This window comes from Kitasatospora sp. NPDC056327, from assembly GCF_042261735.1.
GTDB lineage: Bacteria > Actinomycetota > Actinomycetes > Streptomycetales > Streptomycetaceae > Kitasatospora.
Genome location: NZ_JBHJRC010000221.1, coordinates 1 through 13,853, shown reverse-complemented (window position 1 = coordinate 13,853; position 13,853 = coordinate 1). Strand labels below are relative to the sequence as shown.

Sequence of the window (13,853 nt, the reverse complement as noted above, 5' to 3'; positions counted from 1 at the left end):
GCACCCGGGTCGGCGGCACCCGCCCCGGCGGACCGTCCCAGCGGATCCCGGCGGACCGTCTCAGCGGATCGGCAGGCCGGAGATCGCGCGGGAGATGACCAGCCGCTGGATCTCGCTGGTCCCCTCGAAGACCGAGTAGATCGCGCTGTCCCGGTGCATCCGCTCGACCGGGTACTCCCGGGTGTAGCCGTTGCCGCCGAGCACCTGCATCGCCTGCGCGGTGACCCACTTGGCGGTCTCGCCCGCGTAGAGCTTGGACATCGAGCCCTCCGCCGCGGTGAACGGCCGGCCGGTGGCCGCCATCCAGGAGGCCCGCCAGACCAGCAGCCGGGCCGCGTCGATCCGGGTCCTCATGTCGGCCAGCTGGAACGCCACGCCCTGGTTGTCGATGATCGGACGCCCGAACTGCACCCGGGTCCGCGCGTAGTCGAGCGCCACCTCGTACGCGGCCCGGGCGATGCCGATCGCCTGGGCACCGACCGCCGGGCGGGAGGCCTCGAAGGTGGCCATGGCGGCGTTCCGCCCGCCCTTGCGGACGCCCTCGCGGGCACGGGCCAGGCGCTCGTCCAGCTTCTCCCGGCCGCCGAGCAGGCAGTGCCCGGGCACCCGGACGTCGTCCAGCACCACCTCGGCGGTGTGCGACGCCCGGATGCCGTGCTTGCGGAACTTCTGGCCCTGGCTCAGACCGGGCGTGCCCGGCGGCACCACGAAGGAGGCCTGTCCGCGCGCGCCGAGCGCCGGGTCGACGGTCGCGACGACCACGTGGACGGCGGCGATCCCGCCGTTGGTGGCCCAGGTCTTGGTGCCGTTCAGCACCCACGTGTCGGTGGCCCCGTCGTGGACGGCGCGGGTGCGCAGCGCGGAGACGTCGGAGCCGGCGTCCGGTTCGGAGGCGCAGAACGCGGCCACCCTGACGTCGTCCGGGGTGCCGAACATCTGCGGCGCCCAGGTGCCGATCTGCTCCTCGGTGCCGTTGGCGAGCACCGCGACGGCGGCGAGGGTGGTGCCGACGATGGACAGGCCGATGCCGGCGTCGCCCCAGAACAGTTCCTCCATGGCGATCGGGATGCCCACTCCGGAGGGGTCGAAGTACTGCCGGGCGTAGAAGTCGAGCGAGTAGACACCGAGCCGGGCGGCCTCCTGGATGACCGGCCAGGGGGTCTCCTCGCGCTCGTCCCACTCGGCGGCGGCGGGCCGCATCACGCCCGCGGCGAAGCCGTGCAGCCAGTCGCGGACGGCGATCTGGTCCGGTCCCGGGTCCAGCGAGAAGGTGCTCATGGGTGGGGGCCTCCGATGAAGGGCGCGGCCGGAAGGGGGCGGCCGCGGCGGGGTGCCGGCCGGGCACGACCGAAGATCCGACCGAAAGGTGCGACCCAGCGGGGTGTTACCACCGGTAACATCGTCGGAGTCTGCTACTGCTTGGTAACCGGTGTCAACGCCCGCAGCCGAAGGAAACGAGGGAACCGCGCATGGACCCAGAGCCCCGCCGGGAACAGCTGCTCAACGCCGCCGACCGGGTCGTCCAGCGCGAGGGGCCCGGCGCCAGCATGAACGCCATCGCCGCCGAGGCGGGCATCACGAAGCCGATCCTCTACCGGCACTTCGGCGACCGGAACGGCCTGGTCCGGGCCCTGACCGAGCGCCACACCGGCGGGCTGCTGGCCGCCGTCCGGGCCGCGCTCGCCGAACCGCTGGAGCGCCGCGACCGGGTCGAACACGTGCTGGACACCTACCTCGCCGGGATCGAGGCCCGCCCGCAGGTCTACCGGCTGCTCACCCACCCCGAGCCGGGCGACCCGGGCGGCGCGGGCAACGCGCTCGCCCCGGCCCTCCAGCGGATCGCCGCGGAGATCACCCGGGCCATCGCCGACCAGGTCGACCTCGGCGCCGACCGCGAGCTGATCGCCGAGGCCTGGGGGCGGGCCATCACCGGCATGGTGCTGGCGGCGGGCGACTGGTGGCTGGAGTCCCGACCCTGCCCGCGCGCCCGGATGGTCCAGGCGCTCGCCGACCTGCTGTGGGGCCGGCTCGCCGCCGCCGCGGACCTGCCGACCGCCGCCCTGCCCGCCGGCCCCGCCCCGGAACCGGCCGGCTGACCACCGCGGCGGCCCGGACGGGACAGGAGCCCGCACGGCACGGCGGCCCGGACGACACAGGAGCCCGCCGGCACGGAGGCCCGGTGGAACGGACGCCGCCGTTCCACCGGGCCCCGCCGCCCGTCCGGGCCGGACCGCCCGGACGGGACCGCTCAGACGAGCCCGCGCCGGGCCAGCAGCGGAGCCGTCTCCGGGTCGCGCCCGACCACCGCGCGGAACGAGTCCAGCGCGTCCCGGCTGTTCCCGCGCGCCAGCAGCTCGCGCCGGAACACCTCGCCGCTCTCCCGCACGCCCCGGCCGTTGCCCCCGAACCACTCCACCGTGTCGGCGTCCAGCACCTCCGACCAGATGTACGCGTAGTAGCCCGCGCTGTAGCCGCCGGCGAAGATGTGCCCGAAGTACGTGGTCCGGTAGCGCGGCGGGATCGCCGCCACCGACAGCCCCGCCGCGGCCAGCGCCGCCGCCTCGAACTCCTGGGCGTCCGCGACCTCCCGGCCCTCCGGCAGGGTGTGCCAGGCCCAGTCCAGCAGCGCCGCCGCCAGGTACTCGACGGTCCGGAAGCCCTGGCCGAAGGACTCCGCCGCCGCCATCCGACCGACCAGCCCGGCCGGCAGCGGCTCGCCCGTCACGTGGTGCTTCGCGTAGTTGGCCAGGACCTCCGGCCGCACCATCCACATCTCGTTGACCTGCGAGGGGAACTCGACGAAGTCCCGCGGCACGTCGGTGCCCGCGACGTACGGGTACCGCACGTCCGAGAACAGCCCGTGCAGCGCGTGCCCGAACTCGTGGAACAGCGTGCGGACCTCGTCCCAGGACAGCAGCACCGGCTCGCCGGCGGCCGGCCTGGCGATGTTCAGGTTGTTGTAGACCACCGGCCGCTGCCCCAGCAGGTGGGACTGCGTGACCAGTTCGTCCATCCAGGCACCGCCGCGCTTGGATGCCCGGGCGTGGAAGTCGCCCAGGAACAGGCCCAGCCCCGTGCCGTCCGCGTCGAACACCTCCCAGACCCGGGTGTCCGGGTGGTAGCCGACGAGGTCGGGACGCTCGGTGAAGGTCACCCCGTAGGCGAGGTTCGCGGCGAAGAACACGCCGTCCCGCAGCACCCGCTCCAACTCGAAGTAGGGGCGCAGCGCCGCCGCGTCCACCTGGTACGAGGTCTGCCGGACCTGCTCGGAGTAGTAGGCCCAGTCGTGCGCGGCGATCTCCTCGACGCCGTCCGCGGCGGCGACCTTGGCCAGCTCGGCGGCCTCCCGGCGGGCGTTGGCCACGGCCGGCGGCACCAGCCGGGCGAGCAGGGCGTCCACCGCGCCGACGGTGCCGGCCGTCTCGTCCGCGACCACCTGGGCGGCGTGGGTGTCGTGGCCGAGCAGCCGGGCCCGCTCGGCGCGCAGCGCGGCCATCCGGATCGCCAGCGGGCCGTTGGCGGCGGCGGCGCGGCCGAGCGAGGCGGCCAGCAGCCGCTCGCGCACCGAGCGGTCGGTGAGCGAGGCGAGTTCGGTCTGGTTGGAGAAGTTCTTCAGGCTGAGCACGTAGGTGCCGTCCCGCCCGAGCGCCCGGCCGTTCTCGGCGGCGGCGGCCACGGCGTCCGGCGAGAGGCCGGCCAGCTCCTCGACGGAGTCCAGCACCAGCGCGCGGGCCTTCTCGTCGGCGGACACGTTCTGCCGGAACTCCGAGGCCGCGGCGGCCAGTTCGGCGTTGATCCCGCGCAGCCGGGCCTGCTCGTCGGCGCCCAGTCGGGCACCGGCCCGGACGAACGCGGTGTGGCGGCGCTCCAGCAGGCGCAGCGTCTCGGGGTCCAGGTCCAGCCCGGCGCGGCGGGCGTGCAGCTCCTCGATCCGGGCGAACAGCGCGGCGTCCAGGTGGATCGCGTCGCGGTGCGCGGCCAGCCGCGGGCTGATCCCGGCGTCGAGCCGGTCGACCTCGGGGGTGGTGCAGGCGGCGGACTGGTTCTCGAAGACCACCCGGACCCGGTGCAGCAACCGCCCCGAGCGCTCCAGCGCGACCAGGGTGTTCTCGATCGTCGGCGGCTGCGGGTCGGCGGTGATCGCGGCGATCTCGGCGAGCTGCTCGGTCATCCCGCGCTCGAAGGCGGGCAGGTAGTGCTCCGGCCGGATCTCGGCGAAGGGCGGCAGTTCGTAGGCCAGGGTGCTGGGCCTGAAGAACGGGTTCTCGGTCATTCCGCCGACCTTACGCGCTGTCATGGGCACTGCCTACGGCCCTTCCCTCCCACGGCCGGGACGCACCCCCGGCGGCGGGCGGACGGCCCGCGCCCGGCCCCGCCGACGGACCGCCCCGCTCCGGTTGTCGTAGCCTCCCGCTACCGTCGACACCGGCCGGCCGTGCGCCCGCACGCCCCGGCCGGCCCCGCCGCACCCGTACCCGGACCCGGGTCCGGCCCCGACCCGCACGAGAGGAGCGGCCCCCGTGGCACCCCGGATCGCACTCGTCCCCGACCCGCACGGCCGCGGCGGCCGCCTCCAGCCGCTCGACGACGCCGGAACCCCGCTGGGCCCGCCCGTCCCCGCCCCCGACCTCGCCGCCGCCGTCGCCGCCCGGGAGGCCGCCGGGCACCCGCGCTGGGTCTGGGCCGCCGCCGACTCCGGGTACGCCCCGCTGCTCCCCCGGCTGCCCGGCCGGCTCGCCCGCTGCCACGACCTGCGGCTGGTCGAGGCGCTGCTGCTCGCCCACGAGGGCCGGTTCGGCGCCCCGCGCTCGCTCGGCGCCGGCTGGGCCCGGCTGCGCGGCCTGCCAGTGCCCGCCGACCTGCCCGAGCCCGGCTCCGCCGAGGCCGGCGACGGCCAGGACAGCCTGTTCGCCCCCGACCGCCTCCAGCTGCCGCCCGGCACCGACCCGCTGGCCGCCGTGGTCGCCGTGCACGCCGAGCAGCAGCGCCGGCTGGCCGCGATCACCGGGCCGGCCGCCCGCGGCGGGTTCCGGCTGCTGGCCGCCGCCGAGTCGGCGGGCGCGCTGGCCGCCGCCGAGATGGCCCACGACGGCCTGCCCTGGCGCGCCGACGTCCACGACCGGCTGCTCACCGACCTGCTCGGCCCGCGCCCCACAGTCCCGGGCACTCAGCCCCGGCTGCTCGCCGACCTCGCCGTCGAACTGCAGCGGGCGCTCGGCGGGCGTCCGTTCAACCCCGACTCGCACAGCCAGGTGCTGCGCGCCTTCGCCGACGCCGGCATCCCGCTCGCCTCCACCCGCTCCTGGGAGCTGAAGACGATCGACCACCCGGCGGCCCGGCTGCTGGTCCGCTACAAGGAGCTGTCCCGGATCCACGTCGCGCACGGCTGGGCCTGGCAGGACGCCTGGGCGCGCGGCGGGCGGTTCCGCCCCGAGTACGTGGTCGGCGGCGTGGTCTCCGGCCGCTGGGCCAGCCGGGGCGGCGGCGCGCTGCAGATCCCGCGCATCCTGCGCCGCGCCGTGGTCGCCGACCCGGGCTGGCTGCTGGTCGTCGCCGACGCCGCCCAGCTGGAGCCCCGGGTGCTCGCCGCGCTCTCCCAGGACGCCGGGCTGGCCCGCACCGCGGCCGGCGGCGACCTCTACGAGGCCCTGGCCGCGACCGCCTTCCAGGGCGACCGGGAGAAGGCCAAGCTCGGCCTGCTCGGCGCCATGTACGGCCAGACCAGCGGCGACATCGGCCCGCTGCTGGCCATCCTGCGCAGCCGCTACCCCACCGCGATGGGCTACGTCGAGGCCGCCGCCCGCACCGGCGAGGACGGCGGCGTGGTCGCCTCCCGGCTGGGCCGGCCCTGCCCGCCCGCCTCCGCCGACTTCCTCGACCTCACCGAGGCGCCCGGGCCGGCGGGCGAGGCCGGCGGCCGGTCGGCCCGCGCCCGGGGCCGGTTCACCCGCAACTTCGTCATCCAGGCCAGCGCCGCCGACTGGGCCCTGGCCCTGCTGGCGGCGCTGCGCCGCCGGCTCGGCGAGCTCCCGGTGGCGGAGGAGGCCGACCGTCCGCACCTGGTGTTCTTCCAGCACGACGAGGTGGTGGTGCACACCCCGGCCAACCTGGCCGACGAAGTGGCGGCGGCGGCGGCCGGCGCGGCGGAGGAGGCCCGCCGGCTGGTCTTCGGCGACACCCCGGTGCGCTTCCCGCTCAGCACCGCCGTGGTGGAGTGCTACGCCGACGCCAAGTGAGCGCCCGCGGCCGCGGTTCCGCCCGCGGCCGGGCTCACAGCTTGCGGAAGCCCCGCGCCTCCTCCGCCGCCGCGACCACCTCGGCCAGCGCCGCCCCGGTGGAGGCGGTCACCGCGGCGGCCACCGCGCCCTCCACGAACGGCGCGTCGACCAGCCGCACGTCCGGGCGCGGCTCGTCCTCCAGCACGGTCACCGCGGTCAGCACCGAACTCCCGAGGTCCGGCAGCACCACCACCCCCGCCCCGGCGTCCGCCTCGGCGACGGCCCGCGCGATCAGCTCGTAGCTCGTCCCGAGCCCGCCCTCCTCGGTCCCGCCCGCCACCACCACCCGCACCTCGTCGGAGGCCAGCTCGGCCAGCAGCTCCCGCAACCCGCCGGCCAGCGCCGCACTGTGCGAGACCAGGACGATGCCCACGTGTCCACTCATGCCCCCGACCCTAGGACCTCCGTCCGCCGTCCGGGTGATCCACTCCCGCGTGTCGGATTCCGTGCCCCGCACCCCCGTCTGGCGTAGCGTCGGGTCAGCACCGTCTGCCGAGGGGAGCGCGTACGCCGTGAAGAAGCTCATCAACACCGCGGAGACCGTCCTGGAGGACGCGCTGGCCGGGATGGCCGCCGCCCACCCGGAACTGGCCGTGGACACCGCCGCCCGGGTGATCACCCGGGCCGTGCGGCCCGCGGCGCCCAAGGTGGCCCTGGTGTCCGGCGGCGGGTCCGGGCACGAGCCCCTGCACGGCGGCTTCGTGGGCCCCGGCATGCTGGACGCCGCCTGCCCCGGCGAGGTCTTCACCTCCCCCGTGCCGGACCAGATGCTGGCCGCCGCCCGCGCCGTGGACTCCGGCGCCGGGGTGGTGTTCGTGGTCAAGAACTACACCGGCGACGTCCTGAACTTCGAGCTCGCCGCGGAGCTGGCCGCCGAGGAGGGCATCGAGGTCCGCACCGTCCTGGTGAACGACGACGTCGCGGTGGAGGACTCGACCTGGACGGCGGGCCGGCGCGGCACCGGCGCGACCGTGCTCGTGGAGAAGATCGCGGGCGCGCTGGCCGAGCGCGGCGCGCCGCTGGACGAGGTCGCCGCCCTCGGCGAGCGGGTGAACGCGGCCTCCCGCTCGTTCGCGATCGCGCTGAGCGGGGCGACCGTCCCCGCGGCGGGCAAACCCGGCTTCGAGCTGGCCGCCGACGAGATCGAGGTCGGCGTCGGCATCCACGGCGAGCCGGGCCGCCGCCGGGAACGGCTCCGCCCGGCCCGCGAGCTGGCCGCCGAGGTGGTGGACACGGTCCTCGCCGACCACCGCCTGGACCCCGGCGACGAGGTGATCGCCCTGGTCAACGGCCTGGGCGCGACCCCGCTCATGGAGCTGTACATCGTCTTCGGCGAGGTCGCCGCCCGGCTGGCCGGGCACGGCATCGCGGTGGCCCGCAGCCTGGTCGGCAACTACGTGACCAGCCTCGACATGGCGGGCTTCTCCCTCACCCTCACCAGGGCCGACGACCGGCTGCTGGAGCTGTGGGACGCCCCGGTGGACACCCCCGCCCTCAAGCGCGCCTGACCCCCTCGGCAAGGAGCCCCGATGAACGTCGACACCCCCCTCGCCCTGGCCTGGGTCCGCGCGATCGCCGCCGCGGTCGAGCAGGAGCAGGGCCGGCTCACCGAGCTGGACTCGGCGATCGGCGACGGCGACCACGGCAGCAATCTGCGCCGCGGCTTCACGGCCGTGCTGACGGCGCTGGACGGTCCGGACGCGCCGGCCCCGGCCGGTGCCGGCGCGGTCCTGACCAGGACCGGCACCACGCTGATCTCCAAGGTCGGCGGCGCCTCCGGGCCGCTCTACGGCAAGGCGTTCCGCGCGATCGGCGCCGCGCTGCCGCAGCCCGGCGAGGCCCCCGCCGGCCCGGCCGCGTTCGGCGAGGCCCTGGCGGCGGGCCTGCGGGCGGTCCGGGACCTCGGCAGGGCCGAGCCGGGCGACAAGACCATCGTGGACGCCTGGACGCCCGCGCTGGACGCCTACCGGGCCGCCGTGACGGCCGGGGCCGGCCTGCCGGAGGCCGCCGGGGCCGCCGCCGGGGCCGCCGAACGGGGCGCCCTGGACACCGTGCCGCTGCAGGCCCGCAAGGGCCGCGCCTCCTACCTCGGCCCGCGCAGCGTCGGCCACCAGGACCCGGGCGCCACCTCCACCGCCCTGCTCTTCCGCGCCCTCGCCGACGTCACGCGGGCCGGCGCCGCGCGGGGGCCCGGCGACTGAGTCCCCGCCGGGGCCTACCCGGCGTCGGTGCGGGTGATCAGCAGCAGCAGCGCGTCGTCCCGCAGCTCGCCGCCGGTGTGTGCGAGCAGGTCGGCGTAGACCCGGCCGACCGCCGCCTCCAGCTCCGCCCCCGAGCGGGCCGCGCCCCGCACCAGGGGACCGACCCGCTCGGCGAGCGGGTAGAACCCGCCGCCGCGCCGGTGCCTGGCCTCGACCACGCCGTCGGTGCAGAGCACCAGCACGTCCTCGGTCCCGAACGGCTGTTCCCAGGTGGCCGGCTCCCCGGAGGCCAGCCGGCCGAGCCCGAGCGGCACCCACGGATCGGGCGCCTCCAGCACGTGCGCGCGGCCCTGCGGGTCCACCCGGATCGGCGGCACGTGCCCGTACTGGAGCAGCTGGACCACTCCGGGCCGGCGGAACTCGGCGAACAGCGCGGTGGTGAACTCGCCGTCCGGCACGTGCCGCTCGACGCTGGCCTCGATCCGGGCGGCCACCCCGCGCAGTCCGGCCTCGTCGTACGCGGCCTCCCGGAAGGAGCCGAGCACCACGGCGGCGGTCTGCACCGCCCCGAGCCCCTTGCCCCGCACGTCGCCGACCGCGACCCGGGTGCCATGCGGGGTCTCCAGCACGGAGTAGAGGTCCCCGCCGATCCTGGAGGCGTCGGCGGCCGAGACGTACCGGACGGCGAGGCGGAGCGGACCGACGACCGGGCCGGGCAGCCGCAGCAGCGCGCGCTGGGCGGCCTCGGCGACGGAGCTGACCGCGGCGAAGGCGGCGGCCCTGCGCATCCGCAGCTCGGCGACCCAGGCGGAGAAGACCGTGAGCAGGAGGTAGCTGACCATCGCGCCCCACAGGAAGCGGGCGTCGTTGATGGTGTCGACCTGGTCGTAGTGGCTGAGTCCGTAGACGGCGAGAAGCCCCAGCGAGCTGACGCCGAGCAGTTCGAGCGGCCGCAGGGTGAGCGCGGCGATGCTGGGGACCACGGTCATCAGCGGCGCCAGGTAGCGGTCCTGGCCGGAGTACAGATCGGCGATGGCGACCAGCACGATGGCGATCAGCGCCGGCGAGGCCCGGCGCCGGAACGGGATGTCGAGCAGGTCGGCGGCGAGCAACGCGTCACGCCGCCGGGCCGGCGGCTGCCCGGCGCCGGTCGGGACGGACGGCGACTGGGCACGGCGGAACGGGGACACATACCGAACATAACGGACGATCAGCACGGTCACCCCCGCACCCCCGGCCCGCCCCCGGATTCGCGCCGGATCCGCAGCCGGTTCGGCCCCGCCACGGCGCGGATTGCGGCTCCGCGTGGCCGGACGCCTACGCTCTGCTCTCGGACCACGAAGATCGGCCGCCAAACGGCCTTCGAGTGCGATCCACACCACATGATCCGTACTCCTACGGAATACCCCCTAAGGGTATGGTGTTGTCATATCAGTGAGGCCGGGGCGCACACCCGCGGCCGTACCGACCCTTCCGGAGGGCCCGATGTCCAGCACCATCACTTACACCGTGACCGGCATGAGCTGCGGCCACTGCGAGAACTCGGTCAGCAAGGAGCTCTCCACCCTGACGGGCGTCACCGAGGTGTCCGCCGACGCCAAGGCCGGCACCGTCACCGTCTCCGCGGCCGCCCCGCTGGACGACGAGCTGGTGCGCGCCGCCGTCGACGAGGCCGGCTACGAGCTGGTCGGCCGCACCGCCTGAGAGCCCCCGCCGCGCGGTGGGGGCCCGGCGTCACCCGCCCCCGCCGCGCCCTCCCCTAGGAGCTGATCAGCACATGAGCACCTCCACCCCGGGCTCCGCCTCCCCGGCCGCGGCGCCCGCCACGGCCGGCCAGGAGGGCCCCACCGCGGTCCGCGAACGCGTCGAACTGTCGATCGGCGGCATGACCTGCGCCGCCTGCGCCGCCCGGATCGAGAAGAAGCTCAACCGCATGACCGGCGTCGAGGCCACGGTCAACTACGCGACCGAGAAGGCCCGGGTCGAGTTCGCACCGGACGTGACCGTCGCCGACCTCGTCGCCACCGTCGAGAACACCGGCTACACCGCCGAGCTCCCCCCGCCACCGGCGGCCGCGGCCCCGGCCGGAGAGGCCCCCGGCACCGGCGGCCGGTCCACCGCGGCGGCCGACCCCCTGCTCGACCGGCTGCTCATCAGCGCCGTACTGAGCCTGCCGGTGGTCCTCTGGTCGATGGTCCCGGCCCTCCAGTTCACCAACTGGCAGTGGCTGGCCTTCGCCCTCACCGGCCCCGTCGTGGTCTTCGGCGGGCTCCCCTTCCACAAGGCCGCCTGGACCAACCTCAAGCACGGCGCGGCGAGCATGGACACCCTGGTCTCGCTGGGCACCCTCGCCGCCTTCGGCTGGTCCTTCTGGGCCCTGTTCTGGGGCGACGCCGGCATGCCGGGCATGCGGCACGAGTTCTCCTTCTCGGTCGGTGAGGCCGACGCCTCGTCCATGCTCTACCTGGAGACGGCCGCCGCCGTCACCGTGCTGATCCTGCTCGGCCGCTACCTGGAGGCCCGCTCCAAGCGCCGCGCCGGGGCGGCCCTGCACGCCCTGCTGGACCTCGGGGCCAAGGACGTCGCCGTGCTCCAGGGCGGCCGCGAGGTGCGGCTGCCGGTCGACCGGCTCACCGTCGGGACGCGCTTCGTGGTCCGCCCCGGCGAGAAGATCGCCACCGACGGCGTGGTGGTCGAGGGCGCCTCCGCCGTCGACGCCTCGATGCTCACCGGTGAGTCCGTGCCGGTCGAGGTGGCCGTCGGCGACGCCGTCACCGGCGCCACCGTCAACGCCGGCGGCCGGCTGGTGGTCGAGGCCACCCGGGTCGGCGCCGACACCCGGCTCGCCCGGATGGCCGCCCTGGTCGAGGAGGCGCAGAACGGCAAGGCCGCCGCCCAGCGGCTCGCCGACCGGATCTCCGCCGTCTTCGTCCCCGTGGTCATCGTCATCGCGCTCGCCACGATGGCCGGCTGGCTGCTGACCTCCGACAGCACCACCGAGGCGTTCACCGCCGCGGTCGCCGTGCTGATCATCGCCTGCCCGTGCGCCCTGGGTCTGGCGACCCCGACCGCCCTGATGGTCGGCACCGGCCGCGGCGCCCAGCTCGGCATCCTCATCAAGGGCCCCGAGGTGCTGGAGAACACCCGCCGGGTGGACACCGTCGTGCTCGACAAGACCGGCACCGTCACCACCGGCCGGATGGCGCTGACCGCGGTGCACACCGCCGAGGGCGTCACCGAGGACGAGGCCCTGCGGCTGGCCGGCGCCCTGGAGCACGCCTCCGAGCACCCGGTCGCCGCCGCCGTCGCCACCGCGGCGGCCGAGCGCCTCGGCACCCTGCCCCCCGTCGAGCGGTTCGAGAACCTGCCCGGCCTGGGCGTCCAGGGGGTCGTCGAGGGCCGCGCGGTGACGGCCGGCCGGGAGGCCCTGCTCAAGGACCGCGGCCTGCCGCTGCCCGCCCCGCTGGCCGGGGCCAAACGGGCCGCCGAGGCCGCCGGCCGCACCACCGTCGTGGTCGGCTGGGACGGCGCGGCACGGGCCGTCCTGGAGGTCGCCGACACCGTCAGGCCCACCAGTGCCGAGGCCGTCGCCGAGCTTCGCGCCCTGGGGCTGACCCCGGTCCTGCTCACCGGCGACAACCGGGCGGTCGCCGAGTCGGTCGCCGCCGAGGTCGGCATCGACCCCGCCCACGTCCACGCCGAGGTCCTGCCCGAGGACAAGGTCGCCGCCGTCGAGATCCTCCAGGCGGAGGGCAGGATCGTCGCGATGGTCGGCGACGGCGTCAACGACGCCGCCGCGCTCGCCCAGGCCGACCTCGGCCTGGCCATGGGCACCGGCACCGACGCCGCCATCGAGGCGAGCGACCTCACCCTGGTCCGGGGCGACCTGCGCTCGGCCGCCGACGCCATCCGGCTCTCCCGCCGGACCCTCGCCACCATCAAGGGCAACCTGTTCTGGGCCTTCGGCTACAACGTGGCGGCGATCCCGCTGGCCGCCGCCGGACTGCTCAGCCCGATGATCGCCGGCGCCACGATGGCCTTCTCCTCGGTCTTCGTGGTCACCAACAGCCTCCGGCTGCGCAGCTTCCGGTCCTCCTGAGACCCACCGGCGCACCCGCGGCAACCGGGCCCCGTGCCGCACCCGCGGTACGGGGCCCGGCCGTGTCCGGGCCTCAGCGGCCGAGCAGCTCGCCGCCGTTGCAGTGCAGGATCTCGCCGGTGATGAAACCGGCCTCCGGCGAGGCCAGGAAGTACACCGCGCCCGCCACCTCCCCGGTCTCCCCGATCCGCCCGAGCAGCGTCCGGGCGGCCCGCCGGGAGACCTCCGCGTCGTCCAGCCGCGGCCCGAAGAACTCGGTGCCCGCCACCGTCCCCGGGGCGACGATGTTGGCGGTGATGCCCGAGGTGCCGAGCTGGGCGGCCAGGAAGTGGTTCCAGGCGTGCAGCGACGCCTTCGAGGCCCCGTAGGAGCCGGCGCCGCGCAGCGCCGCGATCGAGCTGATGGTGACCACCCGGCCGGAGCCCGGGGTGAGCCGGTCCCTGATCGACTCGGTGAGCAGCACCACGGTCAGCACGTTCCGCTCGAAGTCGCCGCGCCAGCGGGCCAGCAGCGCGTGCGGTCCGGCGCCGATCACGGTCTCCCGGCTGCCGGCGTTGTTCACCAGTACGTCGACCCGCTCGGGCAGTTCGGCCAGGGCGGCCTCGACGGCGTCCGGATCGGCGAGGTCGCAGACCAGCGGGGTCACGTTGGGCCCGAGCGCGGCGGCGGCCCCGTCGAGCACCGCTCGCCGACGGCCGACGATCACGACCCGTTCGCCCGCCTCGGCGAACCGCCGCGCCACCTCGTACCCGATCCCCGTGCCACCGCCGGTGACAACCACGTTCCTGGTCATCTGCGCACTCCCTCCCCAGCTCCGCCGCCACGCTCCAAGGTGCGGGACGGTCCGTACCGGAATGCCACGATTCCTATCACGCTCGGTTGCCGTGACTGCGGGGAGGGTGACGTCGCCGCCGACGGAAGGTGTGGTATGGGGCCGGTACCGACCGCACACGGAGCGTGGCGAGAGGCAGCTCACACCCCCCGGGCGTAACTTCTCGCACGCTGATACGTCTTAGGTTGGTAGTGCGGCAGTTTTACCGGTGGGCGGAGACGCGGCGAACGGCACAGCGTCGACGCGGGACCACCACTGCCGCCGACGGGGCTCCGGCGGGCCCCGGGTCGGTCGCCGACGGTTGGCGGCCTTCGCGCACGACGCCGGGGTGTGGCGGGGCCGGGGACGCTTTGAGCGGCCGTCCCGGGCCCACAGCCGCCCCCGGAGTCGTGCGCCGGACGTGGAGGGCCGGAAACCCGAGGGCCCGGCCGCAGGAGTGCGGC

The 13,853-nt window shown here is 75.8% G+C and carries 11 protein-coding genes; 6 read left to right on the top strand and 5 right to left on the bottom strand.

The window, feature by feature from the left end; translation table 11 throughout:
* Positions 1-60: 60 nt before the first annotated feature.
* Positions 61-1,278 carry an acyl-CoA dehydrogenase family protein gene (locus ACFCX4_RS26530; RefSeq protein ID WP_376147228.1) on the bottom strand — a complete coding sequence of 406 codons (1,218 nt, stop codon included), beginning with the start codon at positions 1,276-1,278 and terminating at the stop codon, positions 61-63.
* Between the two features lie 191 nt (positions 1,279-1,469).
* Here ACFCX4_RS26530 and ACFCX4_RS26525 point away from each other — a divergent pair, with 191 nt between their 5' ends.
* Positions 1,470-2,096, top strand: a complete 627-nt coding sequence (locus tag ACFCX4_RS26525) for a TetR family transcriptional regulator (RefSeq protein WP_376147225.1) — start codon at positions 1,470-1,472, stop codon at positions 2,094-2,096.
* A gap of 152 nt (positions 2,097-2,248) precedes the next feature.
* Here ACFCX4_RS26525 and ACFCX4_RS26520 read toward each other — a convergent pair whose 3' ends face one another.
* Positions 2,249-4,273 carry a M3 family metallopeptidase gene (locus ACFCX4_RS26520; protein WP_376147222.1) on the bottom strand — a complete coding sequence of 675 codons (2,025 nt, stop codon included), beginning with the start codon at positions 4,271-4,273 and terminating at the stop codon, positions 2,249-2,251.
* A gap of 247 nt (positions 4,274-4,520) precedes the next feature.
* Here ACFCX4_RS26520 and ACFCX4_RS26515 point away from each other — a divergent pair, with 247 nt between their 5' ends.
* A complete protein-coding gene (locus ACFCX4_RS26515) occupies positions 4,521-6,236 on the top strand; it encodes a bifunctional 3'-5' exonuclease/DNA polymerase (protein ID WP_376147219.1) in 1,716 nt (571 codons plus the stop codon).
* 34 nt (positions 6,237-6,270) lie between these two features.
* Here the strand turns inward: ACFCX4_RS26515 and dhaM are convergent, their stop codons facing one another.
* Positions 6,271-6,663, bottom strand: a complete 393-nt coding sequence (gene dhaM, locus ACFCX4_RS26510) for a dihydroxyacetone kinase phosphoryl donor subunit DhaM (RefSeq protein ID WP_376147216.1) — start codon at positions 6,661-6,663, stop codon at positions 6,271-6,273.
* 127 nt (positions 6,664-6,790) lie between these two features.
* On the opposite strand from dhaM, the gene dhaK reads away from it, so the two are divergent.
* Together dhaK and dhaL are read left to right on the top strand one after the other, a co-directional pair.
* Complete coding sequence (gene dhaK, locus ACFCX4_RS26505; protein WP_376147213.1) at positions 6,791-7,786, top strand: dihydroxyacetone kinase subunit DhaK; 996 nt, start codon at positions 6,791-6,793, stop codon at positions 7,784-7,786.
* A gap of 21 nt (positions 7,787-7,807) precedes the next feature.
* Positions 7,808-8,479, top strand: a complete 672-nt coding sequence (gene dhaL, locus ACFCX4_RS26500; RefSeq protein WP_376147210.1) for a dihydroxyacetone kinase subunit DhaL — start codon at positions 7,808-7,810, stop codon at positions 8,477-8,479.
* 14 nt (positions 8,480-8,493) lie between these two features.
* On the opposite strand, the gene ACFCX4_RS26495 is transcribed toward dhaL, so the two are convergent.
* The gene (locus tag ACFCX4_RS26495) at positions 8,494-9,669 is read right to left on the bottom strand and encodes a PP2C family protein-serine/threonine phosphatase (RefSeq protein WP_376147207.1); all 1,176 of its coding nucleotides are present in this window, start codon (positions 9,667-9,669) and stop codon (positions 8,494-8,496) included.
* A gap of 295 nt (positions 9,670-9,964) precedes the next feature.
* Between ACFCX4_RS26495 and ACFCX4_RS26490 the strand changes: the two genes are divergently transcribed.
* Both ACFCX4_RS26490 and ACFCX4_RS26485 read left to right on the top strand, forming a co-directional pair.
* Positions 9,965-10,183: a heavy-metal-associated domain-containing protein gene (locus ACFCX4_RS26490; RefSeq protein WP_376147204.1), complete on the top strand. Its 219-nt coding sequence runs from the start codon at positions 9,965-9,967 to the stop codon at positions 10,181-10,183.
* Positions 10,184-10,256: 73 nt separating this feature from the next.
* Complete coding sequence (locus ACFCX4_RS26485; protein WP_376147201.1) at positions 10,257-12,578, top strand: heavy metal translocating P-type ATPase; 2,322 nt, start codon at positions 10,257-10,259, stop codon at positions 12,576-12,578.
* A 73-nt stretch (positions 12,579-12,651) separates the two neighbouring features.
* Here the strand turns inward: ACFCX4_RS26485 and ACFCX4_RS26480 are convergent, their stop codons facing one another.
* The gene (locus ACFCX4_RS26480; protein ID WP_376147198.1) at positions 12,652-13,371 is read right to left on the bottom strand and encodes an SDR family NAD(P)-dependent oxidoreductase; all 720 of its coding nucleotides are present in this window, start codon (positions 13,369-13,371) and stop codon (positions 12,652-12,654) included.
* Positions 13,372-13,853: the final 482 nt, after the last annotated feature.